General features: G+C 38.8%; 15 protein-coding genes and 1 pseudogene. 8 read left to right on the top strand and 8 right to left on the bottom strand.

Annotation, left to right across the window (positions count from 1 at the left end; all coding sequences use genetic code 11):
* Positions 1–271 precede the first annotated feature (271 nt).
* Both metK and ACERCF_RS07255 read right to left on the bottom strand, forming a co-directional pair.
* Positions 272–1,423 (bottom strand): methionine adenosyltransferase, encoded by a 1,152-nt coding sequence (metK, locus tag ACERCF_RS07250; protein WP_373625145.1) that lies wholly within the window; start codon positions 1,421–1,423, stop codon positions 272–274.
* Between the two features lie 164 nt (positions 1,424–1,587).
* Positions 1,588–2,430, bottom strand: coding sequence for a patatin-like phospholipase family protein (locus ACERCF_RS07255; protein ID WP_373612219.1), 843 nt, complete (start codon positions 2,428–2,430; stop codon positions 1,588–1,590).
* A 138-nt stretch (positions 2,431–2,568) separates the two neighbouring features.
* Between ACERCF_RS07255 and ACERCF_RS07260 the strand changes: the two genes are divergently transcribed.
* From ACERCF_RS07260 to ACERCF_RS07280, 5 genes and pseudogenes are all read left to right on the top strand, one after another.
* Entirely contained in the window at positions 2,569–3,822 is a 1,254-nt protein-coding gene (locus ACERCF_RS07260) for a DUF2254 domain-containing protein (RefSeq protein WP_373625146.1), read from the top strand.
* A 1-nt stretch (position 3,823) separates the two neighbouring features.
* Positions 3,824–4,141, top strand: coding sequence for a TfoX/Sxy family protein (locus ACERCF_RS07265; protein ID WP_373612217.1), 318 nt, complete (start codon positions 3,824–3,826; stop codon positions 4,139–4,141).
* Positions 4,142–4,223: 82 nt separating this feature from the next.
* On the top strand, positions 4,224–4,934 hold the full coding sequence (locus tag ACERCF_RS07270; RefSeq protein WP_373625147.1) for a ribonuclease T2 family protein: 711 nt from the start codon (positions 4,224–4,226) through the stop codon (positions 4,932–4,934).
* The gene (locus ACERCF_RS07275; RefSeq protein ID WP_373625148.1) at positions 4,934–5,422 is read left to right on the top strand and encodes a SprT family zinc-dependent metalloprotease; all 489 of its coding nucleotides are present in this window, start codon (positions 4,934–4,936) and stop codon (positions 5,420–5,422) included. The genes ACERCF_RS07270 and ACERCF_RS07275 overlap by 1 nt, the downstream gene beginning before the upstream one ends.
* 103 nt (positions 5,423–5,525) lie before the next feature.
* Positions 5,526–6,808 (top strand): annotated as a pseudogene (locus ACERCF_RS07280) (NAD(P)/FAD-dependent oxidoreductase).
* 70 nt (positions 6,809–6,878) lie between these two features.
* Here the strand turns inward: ACERCF_RS07280 and ACERCF_RS07285 are convergent.
* Positions 6,879–7,880, bottom strand: a complete 1,002-nt coding sequence (locus ACERCF_RS07285; protein WP_373625173.1) for an ABC transporter substrate-binding protein — start codon at positions 7,878–7,880, stop codon at positions 6,879–6,881.
* A 257-nt stretch (positions 7,881–8,137) separates the two neighbouring features.
* On the opposite strand from ACERCF_RS07285, the gene ACERCF_RS07290 reads away from it, so the two are divergent.
* A complete protein-coding gene (locus ACERCF_RS07290; protein ID WP_373625149.1) occupies positions 8,138–8,833 on the top strand; it encodes an AzlC family ABC transporter permease in 696 nt (231 codons plus the stop codon).
* On the top strand, positions 8,820–9,146 hold the full coding sequence (locus ACERCF_RS07295) for an AzlD domain-containing protein (RefSeq protein WP_373625150.1): 327 nt from the start codon (positions 8,820–8,822) through the stop codon (positions 9,144–9,146). The genes ACERCF_RS07290 and ACERCF_RS07295 overlap by 14 nt, the downstream gene beginning before the upstream one ends.
* Before the next feature lie 74 nt (positions 9,147–9,220).
* Here ACERCF_RS07295 and ACERCF_RS07300 read toward each other — a convergent pair whose 3' ends face one another.
* The 4 genes from ACERCF_RS07300 to yajC all read right to left on the bottom strand — a co-directional run bounded on the left by ACERCF_RS07300 (position 9,221) and on the right by yajC (position 13,818).
* Complete coding sequence (locus ACERCF_RS07300; RefSeq protein WP_373625151.1) at positions 9,221–10,522, bottom strand: NCS2 family permease; 1,302 nt, start codon at positions 10,520–10,522, stop codon at positions 9,221–9,223.
* Positions 10,523–10,660: 138 nt separating this feature from the next.
* Positions 10,661–11,635 carry a protein translocase subunit SecF gene (gene secF / locus ACERCF_RS07305; RefSeq protein ID WP_373625152.1) on the bottom strand — a complete coding sequence of 325 codons (975 nt, stop codon included), beginning with the start codon at positions 11,633–11,635 and terminating at the stop codon, positions 10,661–10,663.
* A gap of 10 nt (positions 11,636–11,645) precedes the next feature.
* Positions 11,646–13,487: a protein translocase subunit SecD gene (secD, locus tag ACERCF_RS07310; protein ID WP_373625153.1), complete on the bottom strand. Its 1,842-nt coding sequence runs from the start codon at positions 13,485–13,487 to the stop codon at positions 11,646–11,648.
* A 37-nt stretch (positions 13,488–13,524) separates the two neighbouring features.
* Positions 13,525–13,818, bottom strand: coding sequence for a preprotein translocase subunit YajC (yajC, locus tag ACERCF_RS07315; RefSeq protein WP_373612209.1), 294 nt, complete (start codon positions 13,816–13,818; stop codon positions 13,525–13,527).
* 191 nt (positions 13,819–14,009) lie between these two features.
* Between yajC and ACERCF_RS07320 the strand changes: the two genes are divergently transcribed.
* Positions 14,010–14,567 carry a YtfJ family protein gene (locus ACERCF_RS07320; protein ID WP_373625154.1) on the top strand — a complete coding sequence of 186 codons (558 nt, stop codon included), beginning with the start codon at positions 14,010–14,012 and terminating at the stop codon, positions 14,565–14,567.
* 129 nt (positions 14,568–14,696) lie between these two features.
* On the opposite strand, the gene ACERCF_RS07325 is transcribed toward ACERCF_RS07320, so the two are convergent.
* Complete coding sequence (locus ACERCF_RS07325) at positions 14,697–16,268, bottom strand: CAP domain-containing protein (RefSeq protein ID WP_373625155.1); 1,572 nt, start codon at positions 16,266–16,268, stop codon at positions 14,697–14,699.
* Positions 16,269–16,335: the final 67 nt, after the last annotated feature.

A 16,335-nucleotide genomic window follows, 5' to 3' on the forward strand; every position in this document is an offset into this window, starting at 1 on the left:
TTAATTTAGGAATCCCCTTAAGTAGAGATACTTAAGGGGTTTTTGTTATTTTGAGGTTTGGTATTTATAACAGGGATAGATTATTGATAGATTTTAGCTTTGCAAAAAAATGAAGAAAAAGGACCACTTGTTATTGAGAGAGAAAAGAAAGCTTGGAGTATTAGCTAGTCATTTAGCTCCATTTAAATATCTAAAACTAACTTAATAAGGATAGAAGCTCAGAGCTAAAAAATTAAGCCCTAAGCTATTTTATAAAACTTAGGGCTTATTATTATAATCCTGCTCCAGATCTTAATGCTTCTGCTTTATCTGTTTTTTCCCAAGGGAAATGTTCACGACCGAAATGACCATAAGCGGCAGTTTTACGATAAATTGGCTTAATTAAATCTAACATTTTGATTAAACCGTAAGGGCGTAAATCGAAGTTTTGGTAGATTAATTTCACTAAAGTTTCGTTGCTCACTTTACCTGTGCCGAATGTTTCTACCATAATAGAGGTTGGGTCAGCAACACCGATAGCGTAAGAAAGCTGAATTTCGCAACGGTCAGCTAAACCAGCCGCAACAATGTTTTTCGCTACATAACGAGCAGCATAGGCGGCAGAACGGTCCACTTTTGAAGGGTCTTTACCAGAGAATGCACCACCACCGTGACGAGCTGCACCGCCGTAAGTATCTACAATGATTTTGCGCCCTGTTAAACCACAGTCGCCCATAGGGCCACCAATTACAAAGCGACCTGTTGGGTTAATAAAGTATTTGGTATTTTGGCTTAACCATTCACTTGGAAGAACTGGCTTGATAATTTCTTCCATCACACCTTCGATTAAATCTTTTTGTGAAATATGCTCAGCGTGTTGAGTAGAGAGTACGACTGCATCAATACCAATAATTTTGTTGTTTTCATAAGCAAAGGTTAATTGGCTTTTTGCATCGGGGCGTAACCAATCTAATTTTCCTGATTTGCGTACTTTCGCTTGCTGCTCCATTAAACGGTGAGCGTAGGTAATAGGGGCAGGCATTAACACTTCGGTTTCATTTGTGGCATAACCGAACATAATCCCTTGGTCACCTGCACCTTGCTCTAATGGATCAGCTCTATCCACGCCTTGATTGATATCTGGAGACTGTTTGCCGATTGCGTTTAATACTGCACAAGAGTGAGCATCAAAGCCCATATCTGAATGCGTATAGCCAATATCACAAATCACTTGGCGAGTTAAGTTTTCAATATCAACCCACGCAGAAGTAGTAATTTCGCCACCAACTAATGCCATACCTGTTTTAACGTAAGTTTCACAAGCTACACGCGCTTTCGGGTCTTGCTTTAAAATTTCATCTAATACCGCATCTGAAATTTGGTCTGCGATTTTATCTGGGTGTCCTTCTGATACGGATTCAGAAGTGAATAAATTAATTGCCATTGTATTCCTCTCTATCTTAAATATTGGATAATAAACAATAACAAGCGGTTGTTTTTTGCAAAAAATTTACAAAAATGAACCGCTTGTTGAAATTTTGTTTGGAAGTATTTCCATCTAGACGTCTATGATATATTTTTTGAGCTTTTTAGGCAAATGGAATTTTGCTATTTGCTTAAATAACGTCTTAATTCATCTAGTGCATTTTTTGCATCGGATACGCCCAAATCATACATCGCTTGAACTCGGTCGAGATTTTTCTCCAAGCGGCTGATTTTCATCGTTTTGCTTGGGCGAATCACAAAGATTTCTTGTTGATTGTGCAGCTCAATCACTTCCTCAACCGCTTGATTATATTCCGCATAACGGTTTGCCCAACGTTCGATTAATTTAGGATATTTCTGATAAAACCATTTAAACAGCCACATTGAGCTTGGTTTTTTGCGGTATTCCAGTGGTCGGGTAAGAATAACGATAATTTTATCGTAGCCCATTTCACGGAATTTCCGATAAGGAATGCTGTCGGAAATCCCGCCGTCTAAATAGTGTTTGCCGTTGATTTCCACCAGTTTTGAGACTAACGGCATTGCCGAGGTGGCTCTGAAAGCTTCCATTTGCTCGAATGCGTTCTGGATTTTAATGTATTCGGGTTCGCCGATTTCCACATTGGTGACGGTTACCCAAAAATCGGTTTTAGATTGCTCAAAAGCATTTTGATCGAATGGGTCGAGCTTAAAAGGCAATTCATAAAAAGCGAAATCACGATTGACGATATTCCCCGTGGTGAATAGGCTGTGCAGGCTCATATATCGCTTATCGTGCAGATATTTTTTATTGTATCTTAACGAACGCCCTTTTTGTTTGGAGGCGTAATTTACCCCAAATAATGCCCCAGCAGATACGCCAATCACACCATCAATATGGATATTTTCGTCTAAAAAAACATCTAACACACCACTGGTGAACATGCCTCTTAGCCCACCACCTTCAAGCACTAATCCGATTTTCATATCATTCTCCTTGTGTTGGTTTATTATAGCTTGAAAGATTGTAGCTACCCAACAATCGAGCAAAATTTTATTTTTTTATATTCGTAAAATTTTGTTAGAATCAGACCGCTTGTAAGGCGATATTTATTTAGGGGTTTTATGTTATATCGAGGATTACTATATTTAAGACAGCCAAGTAATCGTTTGTGGGTTTCGACTATTTTATCCGTATTTTGGGCTATTTTATTTGCCTTTGTGGCAAAACTCTCCAATTTGTTTTTTCCACCAGACACTTTCCCTAAAATTGAGTTAAGTACCTTAGAGAGTTTGTTAAATGTGATTGCTTCAACGATGTTTGCAGTAAGTACTTTTTCGCTTTCGATTATGGTATCAGCATTCAGTTCTGCAGCCAGTGGTGCAACACCTAGAGCAACCAATTTGGTAATTGATGATAGGGTAAGTAGAAGAACCATATCCAGTTTTATTTCCGCATTCATTTATGCGATTATTGCGAAAACAGCTCTAGGTTTGGAGTTTTTTGAGCAAAACGGACAGTTTGTTTTATTTTTAACAACACTTGCCGTACTTGGCTATGTTATTTTTACGCTTATTCGTTGGATCTACGTTCTCTCTCACTTAGGACGTTTAGGCAATACTTTAGATAAAATTTATCATTCAAGTGAAAAAAGTTTACAAAGTTATCGGGCGAATCCGCTGTTAGGTACAGCTTGGAAAGGTACATTAGGGCTACAAGCTCAACCTATTTATGCTCAAAATACAGGCTATTTAACTCACATTGATCTAGCACGATTACAGAAAATTGCCCAAGGGCTTGAAACCTATATTCATATTGAGGTTCGCCCTGGTGAATTAGTTATGCCGGATATGTTATTAGCTAAGGTTGATTACGCAGGCGATAAAACAGATGATATTCGCCAATGTTTCATTATTCATAAAGATCGCAGTTTTGACCAAGACCCAATATGGGGATTTATTGTCTTTAGTGAAGTCGCACAAAGAGCCTTATCGCCAGCGGTGAACGACCCAGGAACTGCGATAAAGGTTATGATGAATATGATGAAGTTACTCGTTACGCCTTGTGAGCATTATAGCTCAAAAGAGGAATATGATCGGCTATCTATTGTGCCGTTAGCTCTGAGTCAGGTAATTGAGCACAGCTTTTCACCTATCGCCCGTGATGGTGGGGCAACGTTGGAGATAGGAATTACCTTACAAAAAATGCTTGCCGGAATTTGGCGTAACGCCCCGGAGGCTGAGATTCGGGAACATGCTTTTCGTCAAGCTGAAAATTATTTGAACAGGGCTAAAACCTCTTTAACTTTTGAAGAAGATTTTAATCTATTGAAAGAAAAGCATTTATCGCTCTTTAATCAACATAAGGCTGAGAGATAAAATGGCAGATGCAGAATTTATCCGTTTTTTGTTAGATCAGCTTTCGCCGATTTCAGGCTTGCGTTCGAAAAAAATGTTTGGCGACTATTGCTTGTTTTCGGGCGAGAAAATTGTGGCAATTATTAGCAAAGATTACCGTATTTTTGTGAAAACCAATGCAGACACCTTGCCACTGTTTTTAGCCGAAAATGCCGAGCAATTTTGCTATTTTGCCAAAGGCAAAACCCAGAAAATGCACTATTGGACGATTCCCGAATATGCAGTGGAAGATGCTGCTGAGTTGAAAAAATGGATTCGCCTTGGCTTACAAGCGGTCTGATTTTGCAAAAAATTTGTAAAATATGTCCGCTTGCAGTTTGAACTTTTAACTTTTTACATTAAATAATTGATTGAAAATGAAGATGAATCAGAAAAAACTTGTTTCCCTTATTGTGTTAGTTGTGCTGGCTGTTATTTCCTACTTTTTTAACGATTCGGGGAAAAAAGAGCAGCCGAAACCAACCACAAAGCAGACACAAATTCAGCAAAATACGCAGTCGAGCAGTGCTTTAGGCAATTACGATGTGCAGATGAAAAATGACCGCTTGAAACAAAATATTGTGGATACCGATTATTACACCCTTGCACTCTCTTGGTCACCAGCGTTTTGTCAAAAGCAGAGACGCAATAATAACGGAAAAATACCGCAACATTTGAAATATCAGTGTGATGGAGAACAAACATTTGGCTGGGTAATTCACGGCTTATGGCCGCAAAGTAGAAATGCCCGTCGCATTGAAGATCACCCACGCTATTGCGAAGGGGATTTGCCAATGTTGCCTGAAGTAACTATTAGAAAATACTTACCTGAATCCCCTGGCGCAAAATTATTACAAGGTGAGTGGGAAAAACACGGTGCTTGTGCGTTTAACCAAGCCGAGGACTATTTTGCGAAGCAGAAATCGCTCTTTAATGACTTGATATTGCCTGATGTAGATATGTCGAAATCTGAACTATTTAAATGGGTAAGAGAGAATAATCCGCAGCTTAAGGGCATTTATTTAGGAGGAGGAAAAGATGAACTCTATATCTGCTATGATAAATCTTGGCAGCCAATGGATTGCCCTCACTGATGTCTGATTTTCGCCAACTTAAAATGCAGGTTCAACGCCAGCTAAAGCGTGATTTAGAGCGAGCAAATCGTTATTTCAACAAAACTTTTGCTCCACCAACGGTAAATTATAACGTCCGTGGGGTAAAGGCTGGTGTAGCTTATTTAGAACGTAATGAAGTGCGGTTCAACCCAGTGTTATTGCAAGAAAACGGGCAGGAATTTATTAGCCAAGTCGTACCGCACGAGCTTGCTCATATCCTAGTTTATCAACACTTTGGGCGAGTTCAATCACACGGAAAAGAGTGGAAAATGATGATGGAAACCGTACTCGGCGTGCCGGCAGACATTTATCATTGCTTTAGTACGCAAAGTGTGCAGCAACAATTTACTTACCAATGTGATTGCCAAACCCATCAACTTTCTATTCGTCGACATAATGCGGTAATGCGTGATAAACGAAGCTATATTTGCCGTTTGTGTAAAACACTGCTTTACTTTGTGGAGTAAAGCTAAAATAATGTTGTAATTTAGCTAGACATTATTTTTTACTCCCTCCAATGACCTTAGTTTTAATTTTTAATTTATTTAATTTCTACTTTCGGAGCATTTTATGGAAACTATTGTTATAGTCGGAGGGCGAGCAGGAGGGTTAGAGCTTGCAACTTACTTAGGGCGTAAACTGGGGAGAAAACAAAAGGTGAAAGTCATTTTAATTGACCGCAATACAACCCATTTGTGGAAACCATTGTTACACGAAGTTGCAACAGGCACGCTTGATGAGGGAATGGATGCACTCAGCTATTGAGCTCACGCTAAAAATCACGGCTTTGAGTTTCAACAAGGCACACTTGTTGCGGTGGATAGAGAGAATAAATCGGTATCTCTTGCTCCGATTTACAATGATAAAAATCAATTATTGGTGAAAGAGCGTAATATCAGTTACGATAAACTAGTGATTGCAATTGGCAGTAAATCAAATGACTTTGGTACGAAGGGCGTAGCGGAAAACGGTATTTTCTTAGACGGCTCAAAGCAAGCTAAAGATTTCCAAAAACGTATGATGGAGCTGTTTTTACAATTCTCTCATAGTGAAGATAAAGATGTAAAAATTGCGATTGTAGGCGGTGGTGCAACAGGTATCGAACTTTCTGCGGAGCTTTACAATATCGTTAGAAACTTAAATTCTTATGGTTTTGGTAAGTTAAACCGTGCCAGTTTAAAAGTTACCTTAATTGAAGCTGGTCCTCGCTTAATTCCTGCTTTGCCGGAAAGAATTTCAATTGCAGCATTCCAAGAGCTGAAAAAAGTTGGGGTGGAAGTGCGTTTAGGCACAATGATTACGGAAGCTCGTGAAGATGGCTTGATGACACGTTTAGGTGAAAAAATTGAAGCCGATATTATGGTTTGGGCGGCAGGTGTGAAAGCTCCGGATATTACGCGTGAATTTGGCTTTGAAACCAACCGTTTGAACCAAATTCAGGTTAAAGATACCTTGCAAGCGACCGTTGATGATGCGGTTTTTGTGATTGGTGATTGTGCTGCCTTAATGCAAGATAGAAAACCTATTCCACCGCGAGCTCAAGCAGCCCATCAAATGGCAACCTTATGTGGTAAAAACATTTTGTTGCTTTACTTGAAGGAAAAGAGCTGAAGCTATTTAGATTTAATGACAAAGGCTCGTTACTTTCATTTTCGAAATTTGGCACAGTTGGCAATTTAATGGGGAATTTAGTCAGTGGCGATATGTTTATTGAAGGTAAAATTGCTAGATTTGCATATCTTTCGCTATATCGAATGCACCAAGTTGCATTACACGGTTGTTTTAAAATAGGGTTGATTGTTTTAGTGGGGCAGATTAACCGCTTCCTACGTCCAACAATGAAATTACACTAAGAAAGAATCCGCATCACTGATGCGGATTTTCGTTTACAAGCGGTTATTTTATTTAAAAATTTTGCAAAGGTTATTTAGCCAATTTGATTTCAGCTAACCATTTATCTACCAAGCGTTTTCCTTCTTGGCTTGAACCTGCTTTTTTATAATCAATTTCAACAAACTCAAGGGCATCCGCTTTGGTTGATTGAGGTGCTACTTCGGCATTTACATTAGTTGGCGTTTGATAAACGCCGTGTTTTTTCCACGGAATTTCTTGGGCTTCTTTGGAAAGTACCCAGTCCATAAATAGCTTTGCATTTTCAAGGTTACGAGCGTTTTTCAAAATACTCACGCCACCTAACGCATACCCCACTTTGCCTTCAGGAATAACCGCTTCAACCGGTGCTCCTTTCTCCTTTTCAGTGGCATAGCTATGTACAAAACCGACAGTTACTGCACTTTCCCCTCGAGCCAGATTACTGGTTACTAATGCACTTTTGACATATTGTGAAATATTCGTATTCAATTTTTTCAAGTAATCAAAGGTTTTTTCTTCGCCCCACAGAGTGGAAAGAGTGGTCATTAACGTATAAGTTGTGCCAGAGCTGCGAGGGTCAGGCAGTTGGACTTCACCTTGTAGACGAGAGTCGAGTAAATCGCCCCATTTTTTCGGCATTTCAACCCCAAGCTTGGCTAATTTTTCCGTATTTACGCCAAATCCAAGCACTAACATATAGACAATGGAAGTAAATTTGCCTTGCTCGCTTTCCACTAAGGATTTAAATTGCGGTAAGATTTCAGCCTGCTTTGGTGAGCGATATGCTTCTAATAAGCCTAATTCACCCGCTTGAAAATGTGGCTCAATAGTGCCTCCATACCAAATATCCGCTTGTGGATTTGAGGCTTCAGCTTTTACTTTACCCAAAATCGTGCCTGTTCCACCGTGAATAAATTGCGTTTTAACATTATATTGTTGCGAAAATTGTTTGGTCATATCTTCACAAACATTGTTTTGTACCGAGCAATAAACCGTTAAACGCCCTTCTGCTTGAACGTTAGGTGTTATAAACAATGTTCCGGAGAGCAACAAGCCGGATAATAAAGAGGCTAATGATTTTTTCACTTCCTATTCCTATAAAAATATCAATAAATTGGGAAGTAAGTCTAGCATTTCAGGAGAGAGGTTAAAAATAGCTAATCGTAATAAAGTATGTCAATTTAACCTATTATTCTAATAACTTTCAGCTATTTGTAAATTTTTAGCAAAAAATAACCGCTTGTAGTAACTTGCTATTTTGCAAAAATTCAGAATAATAAATAATTATGTTTTAATGTTAAATTTTAGTTATGGAAAATAGTTGGAAGTGTGCTATTAAATTAACCACACCAATTTTTATGGGGTATTTTGCTGCAGGGGTGGCTTATGGAATGCTGGCAACGAATGCTGGAATGCCAGTTTGGTTTACTGTTGCAATGAGCTTTACTGTAATTTCTGGTACAGCACAATATGCTGCAATTCCCTTTTTTGTATCAGGAGCTGGAGTAATCCCTGTATTCCTGAGTACATTTTTAATGAGCTTGCGTTTTAGTTTTTATACCTTGAATATGATGGAATATAAGCCAAAGTCTCGCCTTAAAGGTATTGTTTCCATTGCAGGCTTAACAGACGAAGGCTTTGCGGTGTTATCTACGCTTGCGAAAGAACAACGACAAGCGTTCATTTTTAAAGTTGCCACCTTATGTATAACATATTGGACATTCTCAACTGTTGTGGGGATTTTATTGGGAGATTCTGTTGCAAACTATATTCCACATTTAGATTTTGCCTTACCGTGTTTATTTGCTATTTTAGCTTACGAACAATATAAAAACCAAAAACAGTGGAAGCCAATTGCGATTGCATTAATCGGATTTTTACTTGCTCGCCAGATTACTGAAACAAGTGTGCTGTTAGTTGCTATTTTGCTTGCCATTATCATTGTAGCTTTTTTACCTGAATCGTTCTCTAAAAATACGAAAGGAGTAGAAAATGAGCCTAAATGATATTTTGATTATGTTTGTTGCCTTGATTTTAGGTACGCAAATTTGCCGTTTTTTGCCTGAATTTTTACCGGAAAAGGTGCTATCTTTGCCTATTTTGCAAAAATTAAACAAAATGTTACCACTTGTGATTATGGTTTTATTGCTTTTAACTAGCCTAACTTTTCCCAAAAGCGGAGAAGGGCTTCACTTAATTTTGGCACAAACTCTCGCATTACTCTGCGTGTTAGGCAGCTATATTTGGTTTAAAAATACCTTTTTAAGTGTAGCATTAGGGATTTTGGGCGTGAATGTATTTTTATCAATTTTAAGCTAATTGCAAATTTTAGAAAAAATGACCGCTTGTAACTAAATATCACAAGCGGTCATTTTTCATTGATTTTTTACAAATTAGATAGCTAAACCAAAGGCATAGAATGCAACTAAAATAACAGCAATAATAATAGTGCCTAAGTTTAACTTGCTTGCTTCGCCTGAGATTAAGCGACCGATTACAAGTGTGGCAAACCCTAGCATAATACCTGTTACGATGTTGGCGGTCAATACAATAAATACCGCACATACAAGACCCGCCATTGCACCTACGAAATCGCTGAAATCTAATCTTGAAACATTGCTTAACATTAATAAGCCAACATACATTAATGCGGGTGCAGTTGCATAGCTTGGCACTAAGAAAGCTAGTGGTTGAAAGAACAGCATAAATAAGAAGCCAATACCCACGACTACTGCAGTTAAACCCGTCTTACCACCAATTGCTGTACCAGCTGCGGATTCAATATAAACCGCTGCAGGTGCTGTACCGAATAAGCCTGATAAAATTGAGCCGAAAGAGTCCGATGTTAAAGCTTTGTCGCCATTGATGATTTGCCCGTCTTTATCTAATAAATTCGCTTGACCTGCCACTGCACGAATTGTACCTGTTGCATCAAAAATAGCCGTCATTACTAACGCAAACACCACAGGTAGAATTGCTGTGTTTAATGCCCCAATAATATCTAGGCTTAGGAATTGAGAGTTTTCGCCAAAACTTGGCATTTTGAAAAAGCCTGCGTATTTTACGTTTGGATCAAAAATTAACCCAACAATGGTAATTGCAATGATTACCCATAAAATACTGCCTTTTACTTTAAGTTTTTCTAAGCCGATAATAGCTGCTAAACCAATTAAAGACATTAGTACAGGGAATGAAGTAAAATCGCCTAATTTTACAGGAATATCCATACCGCTGTTTACGACTAATTTTACGTTAGTTGCTGCAATAATCAGTAGGAATAAGCCGATACCAATACCAGCACCGTGTGCAATGCTGCTTGGTAAATTACGCAAAATCCAAGTACGAATACCCGTTGCAGAAATAATGGTAAACACCACACCCATTAAAAAAATTGCACCAAGTGCTACAGGGATTGAAACATTTTGCCCAAGCACTAAGCTGAAAGCCGTAAATGCAGTAAGAGAAATTGCACAACCAATCGCCATTGGAGCATTTGCCCATAAGCCGATGGTGATTGAGCCTAAACCTGAAACTAAGCAAGTGGCAATAAAGACTGATTCTGCAGGAAAGCCAGCTTGGCTTAACATTCCCGGCACAACAATAACAGAATACACCATTGCAAGGAAAGTTGTTAAACCTGCGATGACTTCTTGACGAACGTTTGAACCACGCTCTTCAAATTTAAATAAGGACATAAAAACCTCAAAGAAAAAAGATAAATAGAAAGGAAAATTTTGTGGGCGAATTCTACAGAAATTTAAAATGTTTAGCAAACGTTTGCGTAAAAAATAAAGAAAAGCAGGAAATAAATCCTGCTTTTGTCTGATTATTGATTAGTAATCGATAAAGGCTTCTTGATCCGCACCTTCTTTTTCGACTTTAGGTTGAACCATATGTTCACGTTTCAAGCCAAGTTGTAGTGCTACACCGATAGCAATATAGATTGATGAATAAGTACCAAAAACGATACCAATTAATAATGCAAGCGAGAAGCTATGAAGTGTTGGACCACCTAAATAGAATAGGGCTAACACCACAAAGAGGGTGGTAACAGAGGTCATTAAGGTACGAGAAAGCGTTTGGCCTAATGAAATATCCACTACTTCAATTGAGCTTAAACGACGAATTTTCGAGAAGTTTTCACGTACACGGTCGAACACAACAATGGAGTCATTAAGTGAGTAACCTACCACCGACAAAATCGCCGCCACGAATGTGAGATCAAGCTCAATCTGTAAGAAAGAGAAGACCCCAAGTGTTACTAATACGTCGTGGAATAAAGCAGCGATACCACCTACCGCTAGGCGCCATTCAAATCGTGTACCAACATAAATAAGTAGCATTGCAAGGGTGGCAAGTGTTGCATAAATTGCCCCTTGTGTAAGTTCTTCCCCTACGTTAGGGCCAACAAACTCAACACTTTTGATTGTAGCATTTGGGTCAATCTTTTGGTGGATCATATCCATTACTTGATTTCCAACCGTCATATCACCTGCATTCGCACCTAAACGGATCATTAAATCCGTTTGACTACCTGTGGTTTGCACTAAAGCACTACCATAGCCAATGTCATCAAGTTCTGTACGAAGTTTATTTAGGTCAGCCGGTTGTGAGAATTGGGTTTCAATTACCGTACCGCCTGTGAAATCTAAGCCCCAGTTAAATCCTTTCGTTGCAATAATGAAAATACATAATGCAGATAAAATAATCGAAAAGATGAAACCGAAGTAACGGTATTTCATAAACGGAATTAACTTATAAGGCAGTTTAATCTCTGCTACATCTTGTTTTGCATTTTCAATAGCCATTTATTCCACCTTAAATCCAAAGTTTCTTCACACGTTTGCCGCCATAAACCCAGTTTACTAACATTCGAGTACCTGTAATTGCGGTAAACATAGAAATAATTACCCCTAACGCAAGCGTTACTGCAAAGCCTTTTACTGGACCTGTTCCTACCCCATACAGGACTAGAGAGGTTAAAATTGTGGTTAAATTCGAGTCAAAAATACTTGAGAATGCACCACTATAGCCTTCGTGAATTGCTTGCTGAATAGAGCGTCCATTACGAATTTCTTCTTTAATACGCTCATAGATCAGTACGTTTGCATCAACCGACATACCCACAGCAAGTACAATACCCGCAATGCCCGGCATTGTAAGGGTTGCGCCGATTAATGACATTAATCCAATAGTCAGGATCATATTTACTATTAAAGCAAAAGCAGCAAACACCCCAAACATCTTATAAAATGCTAGACAGAACAAAATGGTTAAGCCTAAGCCTAATAGACTTGCTTCCATACCTTGCTTGACGTTATCTGCACCAAGTGATGCTCCGATAGTGCGCTCTTCTACAATGACGATTGGAGCAATTAATGCACCGGAACGTAGTAATACCGCAAGGTTTTGGGCTTCTGCCGGTGAATTAATACCTGTAATTTGGAAATTATTACCTAAACGAGTTTGAATAGTTGCTACGTTAATCACTTCTTCGTGTTTTTCCAAAATCACTTTGCCGTTTGCATCTTTACGACCTGAATCTTTAAATTCGGTATAAAGGGTTGCCATCGGTTTTTGGATTGCCATTTTGGTAATTTCACCCATCATTTCGCCACCGGCAGTATCTAATCGAATACTTACTTGTGGTAAGCCTCGATCATCTGTGCCTGAAGTGGCATCAATAATATGCTCACCACCTAAAGATGGTTTACGGCGTAATACAACAGGCTCACCATCGCGAGTGTTTTGTACTTCAGAGTCAGCAGGCACAATACCTTTAGCAGCAGAAGCTAAATTTGCTTCCGTATTCACTAAACGGAACTCAAGCGTTGCAGTTGCCCCTAGAAGCTCTTTGGCACGTGCGGTATCTTGCACACCCGGTAATTCCACCACGATACGATCAGCACCTTGACGTTGAATAGTTGGCTCAGAAACGCCTAATTCCTCTACACGCTTACGCAAAATTGAGAGGTTTTGCTCAATCGCCATACTGCGAGAATCAGAAAGAGCTTGTGTTGATGGCGTTAAGGTAACGTTGTTACCATTCACTAATATATCAAGTGTTGGGTGAGAACGGCGAATTAAACGAACCGCATTTTCAGCCGTTTCGTTATTAACAAATTCAATCTCAGTTGCAAAATTTTCGCCTTTTTTGACCGCTTTATATTGCAGTTTTTCTCTACGGAAATCATTACGCAAGCTGTCTTGCAAGGTATCTTGCTGTTTAGCAAGAGCGGTGTTCATATCCACTTCCATTAAGAAGCGAACACCGCCAAGCAAGTCTAAGCCTCGTTTCATCGGGCTTCCACCAATATCAGAGAGCCATTTTGGTGTTGCTGGTGCAAGGTTTAATGCAACAGAGTAGTTATTACCTAATGCTTCAGAAATTTTTTCTTTGGCTGGAAGTTGCTGTTCCGCACTTTCTAAACGCACCAAGATCGAACCGTTTTCTAATACAACGGATTTCGGCTGAATATTCATTGATGAAAGTGTAGATTGAACTTGAGTAAGGGTTTCAGGTGTGGCTTGTTGTCCACGAGTACCAGAAATTTGGACTGATGGATCATCGCCATATAAATTTGGAAGGGCATATAAAGCACCAATGGCGATCACGAAGATCACCATTAAATTCTTCCATAGAGGGAAACGGTTTAACACAATAAATCCCCAAATGTTAAAGTTAGATTAGAGGGCATTAAAGCGATTTTAATGAACCTTTTGGTAGTACAGCCACAACGAAATCACGCTTAATGGTTACTTCAGTTGTGTCGTTTAATGCGATAACGATATTGTCATTTTCAGCAGCTACTTTCGTAATTTTTCCGATTAAACCACCGCTGGTTAATACTTCTTCGCCTTTTGCGAGGCTTGCTAGTAATTCACGTTGTTGTTTTTGGCGTTTTGCCTGCGGACGATAAATCATAAAATAGAAAATTGCACCGAAAACAATCAGAATAAAGATCATTTCCATTCCGCCACCTTGTTGCATAAAGACTCCTTAAATTGTGTTAAGTGGTATAAAAATTGATGTTATAAAAACGCCTGTTAAAATACCATAAATTCAATGAATTAACGAGTAGAAAAATTCATCGAATGCTTTTCTTTTAAACAAAAATTTGAGTAAAATCGCCATATTTGTTTACTAATATGTACAAGACTTCGTAAAAACAAGGAGAAAAAATGGGAAAAGTCGGAAAACTAGCGGTCGTTTTTGGACTCTTTTTTGCAAATATGAGTTTTGCTCATAATGTGAAGCTAAATCAAGTTCTGCCAGCCGTTTCTGTCGCTAAAGATGGCGAATTAGTGCTTCAATCAGGTAAAATTGCGTATAAAAACTGGAGTTCCTCATCTGTTGCAGGAAAAGTAAGGGTAGTGCTTCATTTTGCCGCAAGAAGTTCGGTAAAAAAGAAAAATGCAGCCTTAATTGATGCGTTAAAAAGCACCAATTTTGACCCGACTAAGTACCAAACCTTAACCATTGTGAATGGCGATGATGCAATATTCGGCACAGGGCTTTTTGTGAAAAGCAATGTAGAAGACGGCAAATTGGAAAATCCTCGCAGCCAAGTGGTATTGGATCAGCAAGGTAATGTACGAAAAGTGTGGGGGCTAAAAGAGCAAGAGAGCTTTATTGCGGTGCTGGATAAATCAGGCAAAGTACAATTTACCTCAGAAGGCAAACTTTCTTCCTCTCAAATCCAAGAAGTGCTGGGGTTAGTGAAAAAATTAGTGGAGTAGTTTCAAATTAACGCTAGTAATAAATAGCTTGCAAGCAAGCGATCTATTTTACAGAGTTTTTAAATGATTAATAATTAAGCCTCGAGAAATGCTTCACGAGGCTTATCATAATTTGCTTACACTAATTGATTATTTTTGCTTTGCTCCATAAGAACCATATTGATTGCTAGTGTGATCGTAGAATACTCCACCCAGCTCAGCGGCTTTTGGTCCAAAGAAGCCACCTTGCGTTTCAACTTTAGCGTCCTGATTGCTATGGAAAGAACTTCCACGAATGACTGCGTGAATATCTAATATATTGTTACCCTCTTGTGATAATACGCCATTGAGTTTTTTATTGCTAAAATCTGCTTGGAATGCTGCATTTAAGAAGGCATTACTATTCCCGTCAGTCATAAAGGCTTTACCCTCGTAATTGATAGTACCGCTACTTGGCACTTCTTCAAAAATAGTATTGTTGCCACGATAGAACACTTGATATTTATCATCTTGATCTTTCAATGCTCCAAAACGGACATCACCGTAGCCGTTTATTACCGCATTATAAATGGTGGTATCGGTAATGTTTTTTAAATGATGCCATTCTCCGTTTGAAGGGATATCAGCAATATAAAGAGATTTTCCGTTTTCTAGGGAAATCCAATTCATAGCCGGTCTTGAACCAATTAGTTTAGCTGTGGCATCAAATAATTTGGCTTTAGCTGAAGAGCTATTTTCATCAAAATAGTAAGGTGTGGTTGTGTCATTAAAACCAAAAATTTGTACCCATTGATAAGTACGTGTACTGCCTGGAACAGATACTACCCCAATACCAATTTTAGTGAATCCTTCTCTAATCATATTAGCATAATGACCTGGGCTATTTTCCCAGCCTTTACTCACATCTAATGCTGTTTTATGACCTGCAGCAATATTTTCACCGCCACCACCTTGAAGTCCCTGAACGAAAATCGAGCTGTTATCAGGTCTTTCGTGATCGTAGCGACCTGCTAACTCTTCAGCACGGCGTTGAGCAAATGCAGTCAAAGCAGTATCAAGCACAAGAGCTGGAAGTCCTTTTTCTGCTCTAAGTTTATTAGTGTAATCGACAATTTCTTGTACCGATTGCTTTTGGCTTTCTGTCATTGGTTTGACTTTAAAAGACTCTACTGTGCTTTGTGTACCAGCTTTAGGTTGGAGGTAAATATTGTCTTGAGCAACTTTTAATTGACCATATTCGATTTTAGTATTAATCCTATTAAGTTCATATACTTTGTTTTGGATATTTTCACTTTCTAAAGCAGAATTTTTTACGGTAATCCTATTTAAATTATCTGAATTATCAGTATTGGGGGTATTACCCGAAGTATTATCGGTGTTTGGGGTATTGCCCGAAGTATTATCGGTGTTTGGGGTATTGCCCGAAGTATTATCGGTGTTTGGGGTATTGCCCGAAGTATTATCGGTGTTTGGGGTATTGTCCGAAGTATTGTCGGTGTTTGGGGTATTGTCCGAAGTATTGTCGGTGTTTGGGGTATTGTCCGAAGTATTATCGGTGTTTGGGGTATTGCCCGAAGTATTGCTAGTACTTTGGTTATTACTTGGAGTATTGTGGGAATCATTAATAGGCGTGCTTGCAACATTGTTGCTTCCGCTTCCGCCACCACCGCCACAGGCTGTCAAACAAACGGCTAAAATTCCTAAAAGATAAGCATTTTTCATAAGTAAGGTCTCCAATAAATGATATAAACTGTCTTTCTGTTTTAAAAGACAAGACTAGATGAAATAT

Origin of the sequence: Mannheimia kashgarensis, from assembly GCF_041807705.1 — a bacterium.
Taxonomy (GTDB): Bacteria; Pseudomonadota; Gammaproteobacteria; order Enterobacterales; family Pasteurellaceae; genus Mannheimia.

Excerpts from the sequence above, each read along its gene's own strand:
- metK (WP_373625145.1), bottom strand. The coding sequence starts at position 1,423 with ATGGCAATTAATTTATTCACTTCTGAATCCGTATCAGAAGGACACCCA.
- ACERCF_RS07255 (WP_373612219.1), bottom strand. The coding sequence starts at position 2,430 with ATGAAAATCGGATTAGTGCTTGAAGGTGGTGGGCTAAGAGGCATGTTC.
- ACERCF_RS07260 (WP_373625146.1), top strand. The coding sequence starts at position 2,569 with ATGTTATATCGAGGATTACTATATTTAAGACAGCCAAGTAATCGTTTG.
- ACERCF_RS07265 (WP_373612217.1), top strand. The coding sequence starts at position 3,824 with ATGGCAGATGCAGAATTTATCCGTTTTTTGTTAGATCAGCTTTCGCCG.
- ACERCF_RS07270 (WP_373625147.1), top strand. The coding sequence starts at position 4,224 with ATGAATCAGAAAAAACTTGTTTCCCTTATTGTGTTAGTTGTGCTGGCT.
- ACERCF_RS07275 (WP_373625148.1), top strand. The coding sequence starts at position 4,934 with ATGTCTGATTTTCGCCAACTTAAAATGCAGGTTCAACGCCAGCTAAAG.
- ACERCF_RS07290 (WP_373625149.1), top strand. The coding sequence starts at position 8,138 with ATGGAAAATAGTTGGAAGTGTGCTATTAAATTAACCACACCAATTTTT.
- ACERCF_RS07295 (WP_373625150.1), top strand. The coding sequence starts at position 8,820 with ATGAGCCTAAATGATATTTTGATTATGTTTGTTGCCTTGATTTTAGGT.
- ACERCF_RS07300 (WP_373625151.1), bottom strand. The coding sequence starts at position 10,522 with ATGTCCTTATTTAAATTTGAAGAGCGTGGTTCAAACGTTCGTCAAGAA.
- secF (WP_373625152.1), bottom strand. The coding sequence starts at position 11,635 with ATGGCTATTGAAAATGCAAAACAAGATGTAGCAGAGATTAAACTGCCT.
- yajC (WP_373612209.1), bottom strand. The coding sequence starts at position 13,818 with ATGCAACAAGGTGGCGGAATGGAAATGATCTTTATTCTGATTGTTTTC.
- ACERCF_RS07320 (WP_373625154.1), top strand. The coding sequence starts at position 14,010 with ATGGGAAAAGTCGGAAAACTAGCGGTCGTTTTTGGACTCTTTTTTGCA.
- ACERCF_RS07325 (WP_373625155.1), bottom strand. The coding sequence starts at position 16,268 with ATGAAAAATGCTTATCTTTTAGGAATTTTAGCCGTTTGTTTGACAGCC.